We start from the raw sequence: 17,344 nt of genomic DNA, 5'->3' as shown, positions 1-17,344 counted from the left end.
ACTGGGGTATCATCCGCTTTTTTATTGAATTTATCCCAAGATGTGCTATACTGATTTTGTATGAAAAATACACGTAACCCTTGTTAGCTAACGGGGACGTTACGGATTCGACAGGCACAGTCGAGCTTGAATTGCGTTTCGTAGGTTACGTCTACGTAAAAACGTTACAGTTAAATATAACTGCTAAAAACGAAAACAACTCTTACGCTTTAGCTGCCTAAAAACAGTTAGCGTAGATCCTCTCGGCATCGCCCATGTGCTCGAGTAAGGGTCCTAACTTTAGTGGGATACGTTTCAACTTTCCGTCTGTAAGTTGAAAAAGAGAGTATCAGACTAGCGATACAGAATGCCTGTCACTCGGCAAGCTGTAAAGCGAAGCCTCAAATGAGTTGACTATGAACGTAGATTTTTAAGTGGCGATGTGTTTGGACGCGGGTTCGACTCCCGCCGTCTCCATATATGTATGGTTGAGACTAATAGATACTGTGAAAAACGTTGATAAATCAACGTTTTTTTATTTTGGCTTAAAAAAATTTGAATTTTTTGCTTTTTATTTAACAATTAAAATTTCGCTTATATTGTCACACTTAGTTTTTCTTCGTCAAAAGTCTTTCCTTTAATAATTTTCTTTATAGATTTATCCGTTTTAACTTTATTAGTTCCTATAAAAAAATACCAATCAAAAATTACCATAAATAATGAGTATCTATTTAGAAAACATTAGAAATAACCAGTAAAATGAACGGCCAATTGTACTTTTACTGGTCATTTATAGAATTTTTTTAAGGAGATAGAATATTATTAATACGTGACACTTCCATTTATGTCAAATGTTTTGGCCCGCTCATTACTTTCAAATCGAAGAAAATACGTGCCAGAAGTTAATGAACTTGTGAAAGTACCGTTGCTAGTTCCAGAAAAATTCCTAGAAGAAACTATAGTTGAGCCTATCAGATTCTGCCGTGCAATAGCAACATTCAACATAGTAGATGCTCCAGCACTCCGTCTAGTTTGATTATGCCTAACAGTATACGAACGTGTAGTTGAAGTAGACCAACTGTTGACGACAGATCTCCATGACCAAATAGCAGTCCCACTATATGTCATAGCGGTGGTAGCGTTTACAATTGTTGCAGAAAAAAACTTAGTATTAAAAATGCGAGCGATAGTTTTTTACATATATTTTTCATAGTATAGCTCCTTTATGTTTTTTTTTATAATAATAGTAACAAATTGAAAGGAGAATTCTACTATTAATAGCATAAAAATTAAAATAAAATTGTTATTTTTAAATGTTTCATTACTATGTTTATCGTTTTTGTTTTCCAGGTGGTTTTACATGAAATATCTTTATTTTTACTCACTCTCTATTTTTCTTCCTAGTGGAGATGTTGATTTTTGGATTCCATTTATCCAAATAATAATTATTACTTTTTTTCTCTATATTTTTTACTAAGTTTTTTTACAAAGAAAATTTATAAGGAAGTAATCATTGGATTTTATATTCTTTATTTTTTAGTATTAATTTATCTGCTCTTTTTAAAAAACATTGGAATAAGAGGACTAGAATCCAATCCTTTATCATTTCTTTCTGATTTTATCAATGGGGATGCGATAATCGTGATGCTGAATATAATCATGTTTATACCATTAGGCTGGATACTATCATTAAATAAAAAACATCTAGGCATAGTGGTTTTGGGTATCTGGTTAATTGAAATAGCGCAATATGTTTTTCGTTTAGGAATATTTGATGTAGGGGATATTATTGCAAATGCTGCTGGTTTCGTTGTGGGCACTATAATAATGGAATCTTTATTCAATAAATTTTCATTTGAAATTACGTCTTTTAGTTTAAATAAAAAAATAAAATAAAAATAGAAACATATACTGGAAGCTAGAACAAGTACTTGAGGATATGACAAAAACTTTTTTAATGATTATGTTTGTTATTTAAAGATAATGTCTGCAATTAAATTAAGTGAAATTAGAGAAGCTATAATCATTATACTTTATTTGTTATTAAATTTTGGCAACAAAAAGGACTTTAGAGATACCTTATATATAATCTAAAAGAAGCGAAGGAGAATTTCTGATAGTGAAGCAAACGAAACTAGTTTTTATATACTGAACTAGATTCAGGTTGTATAGAGAATCAATTAAAGAAAATTTACAATTATTGTGCCACTTAAAAAGAAAAGTGACATATAAAAAAACAACGCCAACTAAATAAATTGTCTTCAAAAGCTTGGACTCCTCGCTTTTGAAGGCACTTTATTTAAAATCTTTATGAAACTAAAGTATGTTCATATTTATTGCTGTAATTATATAGATATTCTGTCGTTTCCAACTCATAAACGTGAGTGTATTTTGCCACTACTTTTCCGCATTTTTCTAATATTTCATTGCGATCGACGTCATGATATTCATCTACGCAGATCACAACACAATTTTCTAATTTACTGATTACTTCTCCAACCACTTTTTGTTTCAAGCCAATAGGTTGGCAAATATATTTTTTTCCTAAAATGATAGTTTCGTTATTCATATTTCATCCATCCTTAATGTGTTTTTCATTATTTAAAATGATAATACCATTAAAATATGATTATGAAAACTAATAACACTTGTGATTTTATAAAAAAATAAAAAAACCGAAAAACAGATATGCCCACTGTCTTTCCGGCTCTTTTTATTTTTTGATTTCTCTTCTTTTTTGTTTCAATAGTCGATTTTAGTTATTAATAAATGAAAAAGCATTTATATTAAAATTTGCTAATAAAAGATCTACATATTTTTCTAGAAATGCTTGATCGATTTCATCATACCCTTTCGTTACTCCGCAATCGATATCTAAAACACCGATTAAATGACCTTCTTTTACCATTGGTACAACGATTTCTGATTGTGCGGCTGAATCACAGGAAATATAATTTTCATGTTTTTTGACATCGTCAACGATCAATGTCGTTTGTTTTTCAGCTGACTCTCCACAAACTCCTTTTCCCATCTTGATACGTGTGCAGGAAACTCGCCCTTGGAACGGTCCTAAAATCAATTCATTGCCATCAAATAAATAGTATCCTGCAAAGACAGTCTCAGGTAATGTTTCATTCAACAATGCAGATGAATTTGCTAAATTTGCTAACCAGTTATCTTCTGCTTCTAATAATCCTTGTTGCTGTAATAATAGAATTTCGTATGCATCTTTTTTCTGTTTTTCTGTCCACATGATAAAAACTGCTCCTTTTTGATCTATGGAAAAGATTATAGCTCAGTTTTTTGGTAAACGCTAGGTTTGCTTTTCAAAAAAGCGAGATACGTTAGATTGGTTACCTTAAACGCATCTCGCTGTCTTTTTTATTCTGCTTGTTGGATTTCTGCTGCTAAATCAGCATAATCAATCGTTTCGTGAACAAAAGTCGGATCATCAACTGGAAAGTGCTGTACAAGAGAAGAGATGCGGCTGATTTCCACGTTTCCTTCAGCCACTTCAAAATCCATTACATGTCCGCCAAATGTATGTGTATCATCGATAAAATGCAGATGAAATCCCGCTGCAGCAACTCCTTGGAATAATTCAGGGGTAAAGAACCCGACTAATGTTCCATGAATGTTGCTTTGTTGGAATTCTGGTTGAGACTCTGAAATTTTCGCTAGTCTTCGATAAGGTTTTTCTTGTTTCGGCATGATACGGATATGCATGTTTTTGAATAATCCAGTTATCTTCACTGCTAAAAATAGATTTTCCCCATCTTCTTTTACTAAGATGTGTTTTTTCAATTGTTCTCCATCTGCAGATTCTAAAACAGAAAAACTAGTATCTGGCGTAAAATCTGTAATTGCTGCATAGGGGGTAAGTTCACTTCCATCTAATTGGACAACTGAGCCATCTGATCTTCCTTGATAAGCTACGCCATCTAAAAAGATGACTTCACCATCAAGTCCATGCAATGTTCCCAATCCCAGAGTTCCTTTTTCCAATATGTGAGCAATCGTTTCTGTTCCATCCATCAAGCCGGCCATCAAAGCTCCCAATGTCCCGTGCTGGTATAAGATTTTTTCAGTCATGTCGACACTTCCTTAATAGAATTGATCTGGTAAGATTGTTTCTCCCAATTTCTCATTATCACGGTAATCGATCGGAATATCAATAATTACGGGTCCTTCTGTCGCAAATCCTTCTTCTAAAGCTTTTTCTAATTCCTCTATACTTGTAGCTCGGATCCCTTTAGCACCAAAAGCTTCTGCATATTTCACAAAATCAACTGGACCAAAGTCTACACCTGACGCCCGTTGATATTTCATTTTTTCTTGGAACTCTACCATATTGTAGCGTCCATCATTCCAAATCAAATGAACGATATCCAATTTTTTACGTACAGCCGTTTCTAAATCTTGGGCAGAGAATAAAAATCCGCCATCTCCGGAAACTGATACAATTTGTGTATTTGGACGTACCAGTGCAGCAGAAATCGCCCACGGTAATGCTACACCAAGCGTTTGCATACCATTACTGAATAATAGATGTCGTGGTTCATAACTTCTAAAGTGGCGTGCCATCCAAATATAATGACTCCCTACATCTACAGTAACGGTCATATCATCTGTTACTTTTGATTGAAGTGTGTTGATGACTTCTAAAGGATGCAAAATACCTGCTTCTCCTTTTGATTGGACAATATCCCGCTCCGTTAGTTTTGCTTGAAGAGAATCTAAATATTCTTTCGCATCTTCTGACACTTGTTGAGGCTCTAATGAACCTGTCAGTAAATCAATAGTGGCTGAGATATCACCGATCAATTCTCTTTCAGGCTGCATAAACGGATCGATTTCAGCTGGTGCTTCATCGATCACAATGATCCGCGCATCTTTTTCAGCGTTCCAGTTTCTTGCTTCATATTCGATTGGATCATAGCCAATTGCGATGACTAGGTCGCTTCGTTTCAAAAGCATATCGCCTGGTTGGTTTCTAAACAATCCCACTCGACCAAAGAAATGCGCTTCTAATTCACGTGAGATCACTCCAGCTGCTTGGAATGTCTCTACAACAGGTAATGCTGTCTTTTCAACTAATTGCCGGATAGCTAACGTTTCTTTTTCACTTGATCCCCGCATACCTACTAATAATACCGGTAGTTTTGCTTCCCTGATGCGTTCGGCTAAGTAACGGATATCATCTGCAGAAGCAGAACCTAATTTAGGATCACTCAATGGCTTGATGATATTACCTTGAACTGGCGCATCCACTACATCTTGAGGAATGCTGATAAAACTCGCTCCTTTTTTTGAGCTTTTAGCCATACGATAAGCATTGGCAATCACTTCTGAAATTGTTTCCGGATCTTGGATTTCTGCACTGTATTTTGTGATTGGCTGGAACAGCGCTGCATTATCCATGCTTTGATGGGTCAACTTCAATAGATCGCTTCGTTTTACTTGCCCGGCAATTGCTAAAACCGGGTCTCCTTCTGCTGTCGCTGTTACCAAACCTGTAGCTAAGTTACTAGCACCTGGACCACTTGTTGCGATAACAACCCCAGGTTCTCCTGTAATACGTCCGATTGCTTGTGCCATAAATGCAGCATTTTGTTCGTGACGAGTTACAATTAATTCAGGACCTTGATCCTCTAATTCATTAAATACACCATCGATTTTTGCGCCTGGTATACCGAATACATAATCAACGTGATGGTTAATCAAACTTTCTACTACAGATTTCGAACCTTGTTTCATTTTTTCAGCCATTGAACATCGTCCTTTTTATGCTTTATTTTTAATTATTAGTTAGAAATAATCACAAATAAGTGATACAGTTTCTAAACCTGTTTCATCCAGAAGTATAGCACGTTTTATTTCATTTGTTTAGCCATATGTTTCAAAAAATGAAAAAGAATGACAGATTTTACATAAAAAACTGTCATTCTTGGTTGAAAGTTTCAACCAATTTCACAAGATGACAAAAAAAATTCAAGTATGCGACATTGGTTCTACGCCGCATACTTGAATTTTTTTCAATTAGTATACATCAAAACTTCTAATTTTCATTTCCCATCAACTGATACGCTCGACCATCCGAACTTCTTTTGAAAAAACCGAATGTGATTAGATAACGCCTTTGTTCGACATAATCAGCACTAGAAAATATGTCCATCAATATCGAATTGACTTCTGTTTCTGTATAGATTACTCCATGTTCGAATCGTTTCAAGACTTCTTTCAGCAGGATGTATTTCTTTTTTGTTGCGCTTGGTACTTATTTTACTTTTCCATCCTTCATAAACGTCTCCAAAACTTTCATCTTCTCTTGCTCCGTGTAAGTATAAATCATCTTATTTCTCCTTTTGATTCTAAGAATACTCCATTTATGTTAGAATATTCTGTATTTTTTGTTAAAGCGGTTACTCTCAAGAAAGATATTATCACATGGCTCTTTTTTTTACTAATATTTGTCGGAAGACTCATCCTAATAAGTTATTCGCCCAGTCGAGTAATAAAAAAATACTGAATCAAGAATATTGCGTACATGATAAGAACAAAAAAAGAACCCTTGAACTCCAAGGGTTCTTTCTCTGTCTGATAACGATGATTAACGACGGATTTCTTTGATACGAGCAGCTTTTCCGTGTAATGCACGTAGGTAGTACAATTTTGCACGACGTACTTTACCGTAGCGAACTACTTCGATTTTTGCAACACGTGGTGTGTGCAATGGGAATGTACGCTCAACGCCCACTCCGTTAGAAACTTTACGTACTGTATAAGTTTCGCTGATTCCAGCACCGCGGCGTTTGATAACAACACCTTCAAATAACTGGATACGTTCACGAGTACCTTCGACAACTTTTGCGTGAACACGCACAGTGTCACCAGGGCGGAACGCTGGGATGTCAGAACGTAATTGGTCTTTTGTTAATTCTTCGATTAATGGATTCATGGTTTTCTTCTCCTTATTCCAAATATTCTTATGAGCTTTTCTCACAGCGGAATATCGTAATAGTTAAGTGCTTGTACACTCACCATAAAATACTAACATACTATCAATCTACTGTAAAGAAGATTTTAGAAAAATTTACTTGGTTACATCTGCTGTTTTTTCTTGTTCTTCTTTCTTGATCTCTTCTAAAAATTTCGTCATTTGAGGTGTCCATTCAAGTGTTTCCAAGAGATCAGGTCGGCGTTGATAGGTTCTTCTTAGCGACTCTTTTAATTGCCATTCTTCAATCAATTTATGATTTCCATTTGTCAATACTTCTGGTACTTTCATCCCTTTATATTCTGCTGGACGAGTATATTGGGGATGTTCTAATAGACCAGTTGAATAAGAATCGGTTTGGGCAGAAGTCTGATTGCCTAACACATCTGGCAACAGCCGAACTGTTGCATCGATCATGACCATCGCACCTAATTCTCCCCCAGTAAGGACATAATCCCCTAAGGAAACTTCATCTGTCACTAATGTGCGGATACGTTCATCATACCCCTCGTAGTGACCACAAATGAATACCAGATGTTCTTCCTGTGAAAATTCTTCTGCCATTTTTTGATCGAATCGTTTACCAGCTGGGTCAAGAAGAATTACTCTTTTTTGGACATCCGGTGCAGCTTGTTCGATTGCTTGGATGTTATCATAGATGGGCTGGACTTTGAGCAGCATACCTGCTCCTCCGCCATATGGATAATCATCTACTGTCTGATGTTTGTTATCTGAATAATCACGGAAGTTAGAGATATTGATGTCTAATAATCCTTTATCTACAGCCTTGCCGATGATGGATTCTCCCATAGGGCCTTCAAACATTCTTGGAAATAAAGTCAATACATCAATCTTCATCGTCAATCAGTCCTTCTGGGATTTCTACACGGACCACTCCAGCTTCTAAATCGACTTCTTTGACGACAGAAGCGATATATGGAAGCAAGATATCAGCTTTTTTCGGACGTTGAACGACCCAAACATCATTGGCACCTGGTGACAAGATTTCTTTTACTTTACCTAGTTCCGTTCCATCTTCTTCCACCACACGCAGACCGATGATCTCGTGGTAATAGAATTCATTTTCAGCTAGATCTACAGAGTTGTCTTTTGACACTTTCAATATGCCATCCCGATATTTTTCCACATCATTGATAGAAGGATGTCCTTCAAAACTCAATAAGTCAAAATTTTTATGTTTGCGATGACTTTTGACTGTTAATTCCACAGGTGCTTTTCCATCTTGGAATAATGTCAGCACCGTCCCTTTTTTGTAACGTTCTTCTGGGAAATCCGTTGTTGAGATCACACGGACTTCACCTTTGATACCTTGTGTGTTTACGATTTTTCCTACATTCAAGTATTCAGTCAACTTATATCCCCATTTCTTTTTTGTCTGTTTTATTTTAGCATGTACGGAGAGGCAATTCTAGTTTTCTTTTAGGGTATTAAGCCAAATTTATGCAAAACTGTGGCTTGCTGTTTTTGATGACTTCTTATTTCTTGGAGCTGAGCACTTCTGTCATGGCTTCTTCATAGAAACTGCCATCTTCAATGCAGCTATAGGGTCTTGACGAGTGATCGTATAGACATTTTTCGGTTCTTGCCAACTTACTTCTACGGCTCGATTCGTCGTATCTCCCATATCAATAGTTATCTTACCAAATTGTTCAGGTACTGGCAGCCTGTTTTCTTCCAAATAGGCTACGATTTCTTTAGCTAACGGCAAGGGTTCTTGACCATCTATATTATTCCCACGGATCCGAATACGCCAATTTCCTTCTTGCCATTCAAGGTAGCTTGAACCTGCTGCTCCTTGCTGATACCCCGTGATTTGATGACCTAAATCCATTTGCTGCCCATTTGTATCGATCTCAAATGGCTGCAAGACTTGGATCGTTTCTTGACTAGAAGCAAATCCATATTGATAGAGATAAGTTGCAATAGGCGTTTCTTGATTCAATTCGTCAGCATTCAACCTGAGGGGACGATCTGATCCGTAATATAAAATAGAATAGCCTTGCTTTGTTTGTGCCGCTGCGACATTGAGATAGCCAGAAGAAATCGGTACATCTAAAGGCATGGGCACGTTTGGTTGTTGTTCTTTCAATTGGTTTAAAGCAGGCTTTTCCTCATTATTTGAGGTAGTCCTTGTTTGTTCAGTAGATGAAGCCGTTTTAGTATTACTTTTTTCTGTACTTGCAACAGTTTCAGATGTACTGCTTGATGGTTGCGTATTGTCTGATCTTTCAGTAATCAAACTGCAGGCGCTTAACAATAAGACAAACGGAATAAATAACATAGTATTTCTCATTATCTGTTCACTCCCTCCTATTATAAGGATACGCTTTCTTACTTCTTTTGCCAAATAATCATTTCTTCAATTAATAAAAAAACAAAAAAGCTGTACTCGGAAATTCGAGTACAGCACGTTTATTTACTTTTCCTTATCATCGATGATATTCAAACGCACTTTTTTTGGTGCATTGATCCGAACACCGTAAACGATCGTGCGGATTGCTTTGGCCACACGCCCTTGTTTTCCGATGATACGGCCAATATCTTCAGGTGCCACTGTTAGGTTGTACTCGTAAAAATCTTTCGACTCTACGACCTCTAACTTGACTTGATCAGGATAAGTGACTAGCGGACGAACGATTGTTAAGACTAAGTCGCTTAAATCTTTCATATCCGGTCACCTTATTTCTTTGAGAATTTAGCTTCGTGGTGTTTTTGCATAACGCCTTCTTTTGAAAGGATGTTACGTACAGTGTCAGAAGGTTGTGCACCTTTTGATAACCAGTCAAGAACTAAGTCTTCTTTTAAAACTACTTCTGCAGGGTCTTTCAAAGGATTGTAAGTACCTACAGTTTCGATGAAACGTCCATCACGAGGAGAACGTGAATCAGCTACGACGATACGGTAAAAAGGACTCTTTTTAGAACCCATACGTTTTAAACGGATTTTAACTGCCATTATTTATTTCCACCTCCATTGTTTTATTCACAAGATGTAGTGTAACAGTTTTTTTTTACCCTGTAAAGCTTTTTTTCTTTACAGCTTGATTAAATTCGATTTTTTTTAGGAAATAGCAGATTTTAGACTTCTTTTTTGTTAAAAACAAGCCACCCAGCTACGATGGATATGACGATAGAACAACATGTCACTGCTAATGACCGAGTATAATCTGCAAGGTGGATTTCTTTCGCAAGAAAATTTGAGGAAGAAATCAAATAAGTCGGTACATATTCTGCTACTTTAGAGAACAACCCAGCACCATAACTCAGAATGACCGTTCCCCCACTAGCCAACAGAACCGCATAATTGGAAGAAAGAAAAGCTGAATAAAATAAAATCAATGAATAAAGCCAACAACCAAAAAATAATAAGTAAAACTGATAAATAAAGGATGGGTGATAATCGACTGGTCCCAATAATAAATCGTGTATGCTAGCGTAATACTATAACAGCACCAATAGCTGACACTCCAAAATAGTATACCCATGATCCATTTCGACAGAAATATCTTCCAGCGCTTCATCCCTTTTGTCAGCAAGTTGATGATTGTTCCGTTTTGGTATTCGCTTGTCAATATCCCACTGAATAAAAGAAGGAAAAAAATCAGCAACATCGGAATATTTTTATAAAATTGTGTCCATGAAGTCGTTGCATCAACTGTAATCTTCTGAACAGAAATCCCTGACTCTGCCAGAGTTGTTGACATAGCTTGCACTAAATAAGGAGTCAATTTAGCTAGCAATGGATTCATTATACCGAAAATCACTGTGAGCGCACTTAGCGTGATGATTTTTCCAGTACGCCAGTTTTCCTTTAGCTCCTTTTTGGCGAAGGCAATGAGTTGTCTCATGATTGAACGACCTCCAAAAAGAGTTTTTCTAGCGTAGGTTCTTCCATCTGGACCGATTGGACTGGCAATTGGTATTTGGCTAGCAAATCCATAGCAAAAAGCATTTCTTCTTTACTTTTTTGTGGATAAGCTATACGCAGTTCACTTCGGATCATCCCTCCAGGTAAAAGCTCTTCAAATTGTTCGCGCTCTTTTTTGGAAAAAAATACGATCTCAAATCCACTAGCATTTGTTTGCTTTTTCAATTCGTCCACTGATCCAGACAACACGATTTTTCCATTATCCAAAAAAGCAACTTTGTCACAGATACGCACCACATCAGATAAAATATGAGTTGAAAATAAAATCGTCGTTTGCTCTTTCACAGATGATAAGATATCTAATATTTCTTTTCGACCCACAGGATCAAGAGCAGAAGTTGGTTCATCGCAAATGAGTAACTTGGGCTCGTTCAACAATGCTTGAGCAATCCCTAAACGTTGTCGCATCCCTCTGGAAAATTTTTTGATCCGCTTCTTTTCATTCGACAGACCGACAAGTGACAACAGTTCACTGATTTTTTCCTTTATCCGCTGTTTAGGCATTCCTGTGAGTTCGCCGCAAAAGATCAAATACTCAGAAGCGGTCATATAATCATAAAAAACCGGTACATCAGCTAAATAGCCGATTTCTTGATTGGTCGTTGTTTGTCCGTACTCTACTTCTTTTCCGTTCACTCGGATCGTTCCGCTGTCTTTTTTGATAAGACCTAAGATCAGTTTCATAGTTGTCGTTTTTCCAGCACCGTTTTTACCGATGAAACCAAAAATCGTCTGTTCTTCTACAGAAAAAGATAAATCATCCAACAATTTGTTTGTACCAAAAGACTTTGAGACTTTTTCAAGTGTCAAGATAGCCACTACGCATCCTCCTTGCCAAAAATCAAATAAAGGACAGGACCGATGAACTGCATACCAACAATAACAATAATCACCCATATCATTCGATTTCCATGTTTATATGCAGAATGTGTAAAGATATGATGAAGTACATAAATAAGTAATCCAAACTGTACAATGATTAAAGGAATTAAAAACGGAAGAAATTCTTTGATGCCCATATTACTCGCCTGCCAATCGCTTTTTTAGTTTTTCAATTTTTGATCTTTCAATTTGTTGAAAAAACGGATTTTCTAATGCACTCAATGCCCCTTCCCTGATGAATTTCGTGTCTCTTATTTGCTGTACCCCAAGATCTGCTCCTTCAAATATCTCAGTTATCTCATCAAAATACCTATCACCATGAAGGATCCTGCCTTCCTCGCTTAAAAGTATAAGTGTCAAATCCACAAACTGTTTTAAGCACTTTATTACTTGTTCTTCTTTTTCATGTTTCGCATAAGCACAGGCTGCAGCATAAGAAAATTGAGCACAACTGTTGGGATGGACCGCCGTCAGGTTGAATGCTTGGATCACAGCATCTATTCTATTGACAGTTTCTTCTATAACCGGTAATTGAATGATTTGAATCAATAGATAATGAGTGGCTGAAGATACGAGATTGATTAAATGAGAAAACATGCTGAATTGAGTATAGCTTACCGCTTTTTTTGTTTGACCAGCGGCTCGGTACGCTTGGATAAGTAAGGTGTCGCTTTGCTGGGCAAAACGATAAGGATCCGCTTTTTCTTCGATTTCAGATAAAGCTTCTTCTGGTTTGCCTAACTGGAGCATGACCGCTACTTTTAACAAAGAAGCATTATTGCATAGAGATAATTCTGCTGATTCTTCTACGATTTTCGTACATAACGCTTCTGCTTCAGACAGAATTGCTTGTTGTTCCTCCAGATCCTTTGTTAGCATAAAATGATTCAACCACAAAACGGCTACTTGTAAAAGAAAAGGATAACATGAGTAATATTGTTTGACCGCTTTTCTACAGTCCTCCATCACATATTCAAAGGGCTCTTCAGAAAAAGCGGTGGTCCACTGCTGATAAAAGTGTCTGATTTGCTCTTTCGTCAATTGAGGATGATAGCCGAGCAGTTCATCAACAGACACATCAAAAAAACTGGCTAATTTAGGCAATATGAGTACATCAGGCATACTTTGGCCTGTCTCCCATTTGGAAACAGAAGCTTTTGTCACACCTATGAATTCAGCTAGAATTTCTTGGGTCACGCCTTTTTTCTTTCGTAAATTTGCTACATTTTTCGATAATGATAATTCTTCCATCTTATCCCTCCTTTTTCTTCATTATATAGACTTTCCAAGAGGGTTGGCAATGGAGACTAACGATACTTCGCGATCATTTGTCAACTGAAACGAAACTTTTGCCAGTAAGTGTTTTTATTTGCTCCAGTTACTTATTTTTTGTAAGATTATTATAGATAGTTTGAAGGAGGAAAAATCGTATGACAAAAAAAATTGGATTTTTTATTGGTAGTTTAAGAAAAGATTCTTACAACAAAAAAGTAGCAGAAGCTTTTGCAAAATTGCTTCCTGAAGGGTACGAAAGTGTATTTGTAAAATTCGATGATCTGCCATTTTACAATGAGGATCTTGAAACCCCAGAAAAAGCGCCTGCTGAATGGACTCGTTTTCGTGAGGAAGTGAGTGGATTAGACGGTGTCGTTTTCGTTACTCCTGAATACAACCGCTCTGTGCCAGCAGTATTGAAAAATGCTTTAGATGTAGGCTCAAGACCTTATGGACACAGTGTTTGGGATCATAAACCAGGTTTAGTCGTTACTGCATCACCAGGTGGGATCGGCGGTTTTGGCGCAAACCACCATCTACGCCAATCACTTGTCTTTTTGAATGTGCCTACCTTGCAACAACCGGAAGCATATATCGGAAACGTTACGAATCTAATTGATGAAAACGGCAATATCGTTGGAGGAACATTAAGTTTCTTCCAAACGATTTTAGATGCATATCTAGATTTTTCTAACAAATTAGCAGAATAAAATTAGAACAGTAATAAAAAGGCAACTATGTACAGGACACTTCTGCATATAGTTGTCTTTTTTGTTTTTTTTGTTTCTACTTTCGTATATAATGTAATTCGATAAATTCACCGAATCGTGTCGTATCTAGCAATTCGAAACGTGCTTCATAGGTTCCTTTTTGGAATAAAGGGATTCCGTCCCCTAATAATACAGGGGCAATCTGGATATACCATTCATCAATCATTTGATGTTCTACTAACGGTTTGATCAATCGACCCCCACCCACAATCCAGATATCTTTTCCTTCTGCCATTTGTAGATTTTTTAGAAAAGCAACAGGCTCTTCGTGTACGACCTCAGCATCTGGTAATTGTAATTGTGCATTGGTTGAAAAAACGAAATTCTTTTTCTCTGGATAAATTGCTTCGGTTTCCAAATATTTTTTTGCTTCTTGATAAGTTTTCCTGCCCATGATGGTCGTATCGATTGTTTCATAAAAAGCTACATAAGTGGTTTGCTCACCTGTCGGAGTGTCAAAAAGCCATTGAAGGTCATCCGTTTTCGTTGCCAAATAACCATCTAAACTTACAGCGCCATAAAATATGATTTTTCGCATGTTTTATTCGCCCTTTCTTTATTTTCTGCCGATACGTATGACCTCTTCTTTGCGGAAACAACTGTCAAGGTGATCATTGATGATCCCGACTGCTTCTAAAAAAGCACAGATTGTCGTACTGCCAATAAATTTAAATCCTCTTTTCTTTAGATCTTTTGCTAATTCATCTGAAAGAGGACTTGTTGTCGGGACTTCTTCTTGTGAATGATAAGAAGAATCAACGATTTTTCCATTAGAAAACGACCAAAGATACTCAGAAAAACTGCCGAATTCTTCTTGAATCTTCAAGACTGCTTTAGCGTTTTGGACAGCAGCTTCGATTTTTCTGCGGTTCCGAATAATTCCTTTGTTTTCCATTAGTTCGCTCATTTTTGTTTCTCCATAATTTGCGACTTTTTGGATATCGAATTGATCATATGCTTTATCGAATGCTTCACTTTTATTTAAAATCGTCTGCCAACTCAATCCTGCCTGATTGATGTCGAGCATCAATTTTCGGAACAGCTTTTGGTCATCATATTCAGGAACACCCCAGACAGTATCATGATATTGCTGCATATTTTCTGTCTGTTCACTCCACGGACATCTCATTTGTGCCACCTCTTTGTTTAGAGTAATTGTATCAGTAAAGAATAAAAATTGCTGATAGAAAAGCTCCGGCAATAGACATTTTCAGTCTGTACCGAAGCTGTTTTTTTTATCTTATTTCCGTTTTTTCTTTTTCTTCTTATTTTTCTTGATCATTCGATTCATCGCCATTTTGCCTAGTTTCCCTTTGACGCCTGATCCAAACATTTGGTCCATACCTGGGATGTTCATATCCCCTTTGGACATTTGTTGCATCATTTTTCTTGATTCCTTGAATTGCTTGATCATTCGGTTTACTTCAACCACACTGTTTCCAGAACCAGCAGCAATTCGGCGACGACGGCTTGGATTCAACAGATCAGGATTTGCTCTTTCTGCTGGTGTCATAGAATAAACCATCGCTTTTTTGCGTTCAACATCTTTTGGATCTACCTTGACGTTTTCGATTCCAGGGACTTGATTCATTCCTGGGATCATTTTGATTAGATCTTCCAGTGGGCCCATCCCCATCACTTGATCGAGTTGTTCAATAAAGTCATTGAAATCAAATGAGTTTTCCCGCATCTTCTGTGCAAGTTCTTCCGCTTTTTTCTCATCATAGTCTTGCTGCGCTTTTTCAATCAGTGTCAGCATGTCCCCCATACCAAGGATACGGCTAGCCATACGATCTGGGTGGAATACTTCTAAGTCAGTCAATTTTTCACCAGAACCGATGAATTTGATTGGTGCGCCTGTCACTGAGCGGATCGATAATGCTGCCCCGCCTCGAGTATCCCCATCAAGTTTAGTGATGACTACTCCAGTAATCCCTAATTGCTGATTGAAGCTGTCAGCTACATTGACGGCATCTTGACCAGTCATGGCATCGACAACCAGCAAGATCTCATTTGGTTGAGTTAATTCTTTGATTTGTTTCAACTCATCCATCAATGTTTCATCGATGTGTAGACGTCCTGCCGTATCGATCAATACATAGTCGTTTTTCTTTTCTCTTGCTAGCTCCATCCCTTGACGAACGATTTCTACTGGGCTGACTTCTGTTCCCATATCAAATACAGGAACATCTAGCTGTTGACCTAATACTTTCAATTGGTCGATCGCTGCTGGCCGATATACGTCCCCTGCGATTAGGAGCGGACGAGCATTTTCATTTTTCTTTAAATAATTCGCTAATTTACCGGTAAAAGTTGTTTTACCTGCCCCTTGTAGACCAGCCATCATGATAACAGTTGGTATTTTTGGTGATTTATTTAACTCTGCTGTTTCAGAACCAAGTGTGATTGTTAATTCTTCATCAACGATTTTTACGATTTGTTGTGCTGGTGATAAACTTTCCAGCACTTCTGCCCCTACCGCACGTTCGCGTACGCGTTTAGTAAAGTCTTTGACTACTTGCAAGTTAACATCGGCTTCTAGTAAGGCAAGGCGGATTTCCCGCATCATTTCTTTTACGTCAGCTTCTGATACTTTTCCTTTTTTTCTTAGTTTTCCCATCGCCTGCTGGAGACGTTCAGTTAAGCTTTCAAATGCCATATTTTCTTCATTCCTTTTATTTATTCTTCGATTGCTTGAATTTGCTGTACATATTCAAGCAGTTTTTTATCTTCCGGATACTTATCAGTAATATATGCGGTCATCTTTTCCAATATCTGTTCTCGTACAATATAATCAGAGAAGAGATGGAGTTTTTTTTCATAATCCTCCAAGATCTTGCTTGTCCGCTTGATATTATCATATACTGCTTGACGACTTACTTCGTATTCTTCCGCGATCTCGCCTAATGAAAAATCATCTGCATAATATAACTCCATGTAGTTCATTTGTTTTTCTGTCAATAAGGTCGAATAAAATTCAAAGAGCGCGTTCATTCGATTGGTCTTTTCGATTTCCATTCTGCTCACCTCTAGTTTTCAGCCATTCTTCATCAGAGAGCACAGTCATTTTTTGCTGAATAAAATAAGCAGTGGCCACTCCGGCGCCATTTTTTGTTATTCCGGAAAAGCTTCCATCATAAATCGAATGGGTCCCGCATGAAGGGCTTTTTTCCTTCACGATGACTAGATCAATGTGCTTTTCCTGCAATTTTTGATAGGCTTTGATCGCGCCGTTTTTGTACGCTTCCGTTACATCTTCGCCGCTTGTCGTCCATACTTTTGCTTGATCTTTCCACACATCGAACCCATTTCCACCAATGATTTCAGCAGGATCTCTAGGAATTGACAATCCGCCGATTACTTCTGGACAGACCATGACGGCTTCGCCAGTTTCAACTAGTTCCATCAATTCTGGTACTTCTTTTTTCTGTCCATCATAGCGACAGGCCAGACCGCCTAAACATGCACTGATTTCAATCATTGACTGCTCTTC

Annotated in this window: 22 protein-coding genes, 1 other RNA gene and 1 pseudogene; 3 read left to right on the top strand and 21 right to left on the bottom strand. The window is 37.3% G+C overall.

Annotation, left to right across the window (positions count from 1 at the left end; translation table 11 throughout):
* Window positions 1–92: 92 nt before the first annotated feature.
* Window positions 93–459: a transfer-messenger RNA gene (gene ssrA / locus FTX43_RS09215) on the top strand.
* Window positions 460–1,398: 939 nt separating this feature from the next.
* Window positions 1,399–1,875, top strand: coding sequence for a VanZ family protein (locus FTX43_RS09205; protein WP_261801525.1), 477 nt, complete (start codon window positions 1,399–1,401; stop codon window positions 1,873–1,875).
* Between the two features lie 412 nt (window positions 1,876–2,287).
* On the opposite strand, the gene FTX43_RS09200 is transcribed toward FTX43_RS09205, so the two are convergent.
* The 16 genes and pseudogenes from FTX43_RS09200 to FTX43_RS09130 all read right to left on the bottom strand — a co-directional run bounded on the left by FTX43_RS09200 (window position 2,288) and on the right by FTX43_RS09130 (window position 13,057).
* On the bottom strand, window positions 2,288–2,548 hold the full coding sequence (locus tag FTX43_RS09200) for a hypothetical protein (protein WP_002289617.1): 261 nt from the start codon (window positions 2,546–2,548) through the stop codon (window positions 2,288–2,290).
* Between the two features lie 186 nt (window positions 2,549–2,734).
* A complete protein-coding gene (locus FTX43_RS09195) occupies window positions 2,735–3,232 on the bottom strand; it encodes a GAF domain-containing protein (protein ID WP_070872314.1) in 498 nt (165 codons plus the stop codon).
* A 128-nt stretch (window positions 3,233–3,360) separates the two neighbouring features.
* Window positions 3,361–4,071 (bottom strand): acetolactate decarboxylase, encoded by a 711-nt coding sequence (gene budA / locus FTX43_RS09190; RefSeq protein WP_002308805.1) that lies wholly within the window; start codon window positions 4,069–4,071, stop codon window positions 3,361–3,363.
* Between the two features lie 12 nt (window positions 4,072–4,083).
* The gene (gene alsS, locus FTX43_RS09185) at window positions 4,084–5,748 is read right to left on the bottom strand and encodes an acetolactate synthase AlsS (RefSeq protein ID WP_002308803.1); all 1,665 of its coding nucleotides are present in this window, start codon (window positions 5,746–5,748) and stop codon (window positions 4,084–4,086) included.
* A 289-nt stretch (window positions 5,749–6,037) separates the two neighbouring features.
* Window positions 6,038–6,331 (bottom strand): annotated as a pseudogene (locus tag FTX43_RS09180) (DUF2087 domain-containing protein).
* 258 nt (window positions 6,332–6,589) lie between these two features.
* Window positions 6,590–6,937 carry a 50S ribosomal protein L19 gene (rplS, locus tag FTX43_RS09175; protein WP_002290284.1) on the bottom strand — a complete coding sequence of 116 codons (348 nt, stop codon included), beginning with the start codon at window positions 6,935–6,937 and terminating at the stop codon, window positions 6,590–6,592.
* A gap of 135 nt (window positions 6,938–7,072) precedes the next feature.
* On the bottom strand, window positions 7,073–7,834 hold the full coding sequence (gene trmD / locus FTX43_RS09170) for a tRNA (guanosine(37)-N1)-methyltransferase TrmD (protein WP_002308731.1): 762 nt from the start codon (window positions 7,832–7,834) through the stop codon (window positions 7,073–7,075).
* Window positions 7,824–8,348: a ribosome maturation factor RimM gene (rimM, locus tag FTX43_RS09165; protein ID WP_002308730.1), complete on the bottom strand. Its 525-nt coding sequence runs from the start codon at window positions 8,346–8,348 to the stop codon at window positions 7,824–7,826. Before rimM ends, trmD begins: the two co-directional genes overlap by 11 nt.
* A gap of 150 nt (window positions 8,349–8,498) precedes the next feature.
* On the bottom strand, window positions 8,499–9,290 hold the full coding sequence (locus FTX43_RS09160; RefSeq protein WP_002334807.1) for a hypothetical protein: 792 nt from the start codon (window positions 9,288–9,290) through the stop codon (window positions 8,499–8,501).
* A 123-nt stretch (window positions 9,291–9,413) separates the two neighbouring features.
* Window positions 9,414–9,665 (bottom strand): KH domain-containing protein, encoded by a 252-nt coding sequence (locus FTX43_RS09155; protein WP_002308728.1) that lies wholly within the window; start codon window positions 9,663–9,665, stop codon window positions 9,414–9,416.
* An 11-nt stretch (window positions 9,666–9,676) separates the two neighbouring features.
* The gene (gene rpsP / locus FTX43_RS09150; protein WP_002290274.1) at window positions 9,677–9,952 is read right to left on the bottom strand and encodes a 30S ribosomal protein S16; all 276 of its coding nucleotides are present in this window, start codon (window positions 9,950–9,952) and stop codon (window positions 9,677–9,679) included.
* A 122-nt stretch (window positions 9,953–10,074) separates the two neighbouring features.
* Window positions 10,075–10,335: a hypothetical protein gene (locus FTX43_RS15220; protein ID WP_246490300.1), complete on the bottom strand. Its 261-nt coding sequence runs from the start codon at window positions 10,333–10,335 to the stop codon at window positions 10,075–10,077.
* Window positions 10,332–10,844: an ABC transporter permease gene (locus FTX43_RS09145; protein ID WP_261801524.1), complete on the bottom strand. Its 513-nt coding sequence runs from the start codon at window positions 10,842–10,844 to the stop codon at window positions 10,332–10,334. Before FTX43_RS09145 ends, FTX43_RS15220 begins: the two co-directional genes overlap by 4 nt.
* Window positions 10,841–11,743, bottom strand: coding sequence for an ABC transporter ATP-binding protein (locus FTX43_RS09140; protein ID WP_002313564.1), 903 nt, complete (start codon window positions 11,741–11,743; stop codon window positions 10,841–10,843). The genes FTX43_RS09145 and FTX43_RS09140 overlap by 4 nt, the downstream gene beginning before the upstream one ends.
* Window positions 11,743–11,943, bottom strand: coding sequence for a PLDc N-terminal domain-containing protein (locus FTX43_RS09135; protein ID WP_002306273.1), 201 nt, complete (start codon window positions 11,941–11,943; stop codon window positions 11,743–11,745). Before FTX43_RS09135 ends, FTX43_RS09140 begins: the two co-directional genes overlap by 1 nt.
* Before the next feature lies 1 nt (window position 11,944).
* Entirely contained in the window at window positions 11,945–13,057 is a 1,113-nt protein-coding gene (locus tag FTX43_RS09130) for a helix-turn-helix domain-containing protein (RefSeq protein WP_002313563.1), read from the bottom strand.
* A 179-nt stretch (window positions 13,058–13,236) separates the two neighbouring features.
* On the opposite strand from FTX43_RS09130, the gene FTX43_RS09125 reads away from it, so the two are divergent.
* Window positions 13,237–13,791 carry an NADPH-dependent FMN reductase gene (locus FTX43_RS09125; protein ID WP_147607016.1) on the top strand — a complete coding sequence of 185 codons (555 nt, stop codon included), beginning with the start codon at window positions 13,237–13,239 and terminating at the stop codon, window positions 13,789–13,791.
* 76 nt (window positions 13,792–13,867) lie between these two features.
* On the opposite strand, the gene FTX43_RS09120 is transcribed toward FTX43_RS09125, so the two are convergent.
* The 5 genes from FTX43_RS09120 to FTX43_RS09100 form a co-directional block, all read right to left on the bottom strand.
* On the bottom strand, window positions 13,868–14,389 hold the full coding sequence (locus tag FTX43_RS09120; protein WP_070872306.1) for a dihydrofolate reductase family protein: 522 nt from the start codon (window positions 14,387–14,389) through the stop codon (window positions 13,868–13,870).
* A gap of 18 nt (window positions 14,390–14,407) precedes the next feature.
* A complete protein-coding gene (locus FTX43_RS09115) occupies window positions 14,408–14,980 on the bottom strand; it encodes a DNA-3-methyladenine glycosylase I (protein ID WP_002334820.1) in 573 nt (190 codons plus the stop codon).
* 111 nt (window positions 14,981–15,091) lie between these two features.
* Window positions 15,092–16,510: a signal recognition particle protein gene (ffh, locus tag FTX43_RS09110; protein WP_002291602.1), complete on the bottom strand. Its 1,419-nt coding sequence runs from the start codon at window positions 16,508–16,510 to the stop codon at window positions 15,092–15,094.
* 20 nt (window positions 16,511–16,530) lie between these two features.
* Complete coding sequence (locus tag FTX43_RS09105; protein WP_002291603.1) at window positions 16,531–16,869, bottom strand: putative DNA-binding protein; 339 nt, start codon at window positions 16,867–16,869, stop codon at window positions 16,531–16,533.
* A complete protein-coding gene (locus FTX43_RS09100; RefSeq protein ID WP_147607015.1) occupies window positions 16,829–17,332 on the bottom strand; it encodes a DUF523 domain-containing protein in 504 nt (167 codons plus the stop codon). The genes FTX43_RS09105 and FTX43_RS09100 overlap by 41 nt, the downstream gene beginning before the upstream one ends.
* Window positions 17,333–17,344: the final 12 nt, after the last annotated feature.

Source organism: Enterococcus sp. DA9 (genome assembly GCF_008000875.1).
GTDB classification, from domain to species: Bacteria; Bacillota; Bacilli; order Lactobacillales; family Enterococcaceae; genus Enterococcus_B; species Enterococcus_B lactis.
This window is presented reverse-complemented; position numbering and strand designations above follow the sequence as displayed.

Excerpts from the sequence above, each read along its gene's own strand:
- FTX43_RS09200 (WP_002289617.1), bottom strand. The coding sequence starts at position 2,548 with ATGAATAACGAAACTATCATTTTAGGAAAAAAATATATTTGCCAACCT.
- FTX43_RS09195 (WP_070872314.1), bottom strand. The coding sequence starts at position 3,232 with ATGTGGACAGAAAAACAGAAAAAAGATGCATACGAAATTCTATTATTA.
- budA (WP_002308805.1), bottom strand. The coding sequence starts at position 4,071 with ATGACTGAAAAAATCTTATACCAGCACGGGACATTGGGAGCTTTGATG.
- alsS (WP_002308803.1), bottom strand. The coding sequence starts at position 5,748 with ATGGCTGAAAAAATGAAACAAGGTTCGAAATCTGTAGTAGAAAGTTTG.
- rplS (WP_002290284.1), bottom strand. The coding sequence starts at position 6,937 with ATGAATCCATTAATCGAAGAATTAACAAAAGACCAATTACGTTCTGAC.
- trmD (WP_002308731.1), bottom strand. The coding sequence starts at position 7,834 with ATGAAGATTGATGTATTGACTTTATTTCCAAGAATGTTTGAAGGCCCT.
- FTX43_RS09160 (WP_002334807.1), bottom strand. The coding sequence starts at position 9,290 with ATGAGAAATACTATGTTATTTATTCCGTTTGTCTTATTGTTAAGCGCC.
- FTX43_RS09155 (WP_002308728.1), bottom strand. The coding sequence starts at position 9,665 with ATGAAAGATTTAAGCGACTTAGTCTTAACAATCGTTCGTCCGCTAGTC.
- rpsP (WP_002290274.1), bottom strand. The coding sequence starts at position 9,952 with ATGGCAGTTAAAATCCGTTTAAAACGTATGGGTTCTAAAAAGAGTCCT.
- FTX43_RS09145 (WP_261801524.1), bottom strand. The coding sequence starts at position 10,844 with ATGAGACAACTCATTGCCTTCGCCAAAAAGGAGCTAAAGGAAAACTGG.
- FTX43_RS09135 (WP_002306273.1), bottom strand. The coding sequence starts at position 11,943 with ATGGGCATCAAAGAATTTCTTCCGTTTTTAATTCCTTTAATCATTGTA.
- FTX43_RS09130 (WP_002313563.1), bottom strand. The coding sequence starts at position 13,057 with ATGGAAGAATTATCATTATCGAAAAATGTAGCAAATTTACGAAAGAAA.
- FTX43_RS09125 (WP_147607016.1), top strand. The coding sequence starts at position 13,237 with ATGACAAAAAAAATTGGATTTTTTATTGGTAGTTTAAGAAAAGATTCT.
- FTX43_RS09120 (WP_070872306.1), bottom strand. The coding sequence starts at position 14,389 with ATGCGAAAAATCATATTTTATGGCGCTGTAAGTTTAGATGGTTATTTG.
- FTX43_RS09115 (WP_002334820.1), bottom strand. The coding sequence starts at position 14,980 with ATGAGATGTCCGTGGAGTGAACAGACAGAAAATATGCAGCAATATCAT.
- ffh (WP_002291602.1), bottom strand. The coding sequence starts at position 16,510 with ATGGCATTTGAAAGCTTAACTGAACGTCTCCAGCAGGCGATGGGAAAA.
- FTX43_RS09105 (WP_002291603.1), bottom strand. The coding sequence starts at position 16,869 with ATGGAAATCGAAAAGACCAATCGAATGAACGCGCTCTTTGAATTTTAT.
- FTX43_RS09100 (WP_147607015.1), bottom strand. The coding sequence starts at position 17,332 with ATGATTGAAATCAGTGCATGTTTAGGCGGTCTGGCCTGTCGCTATGAT.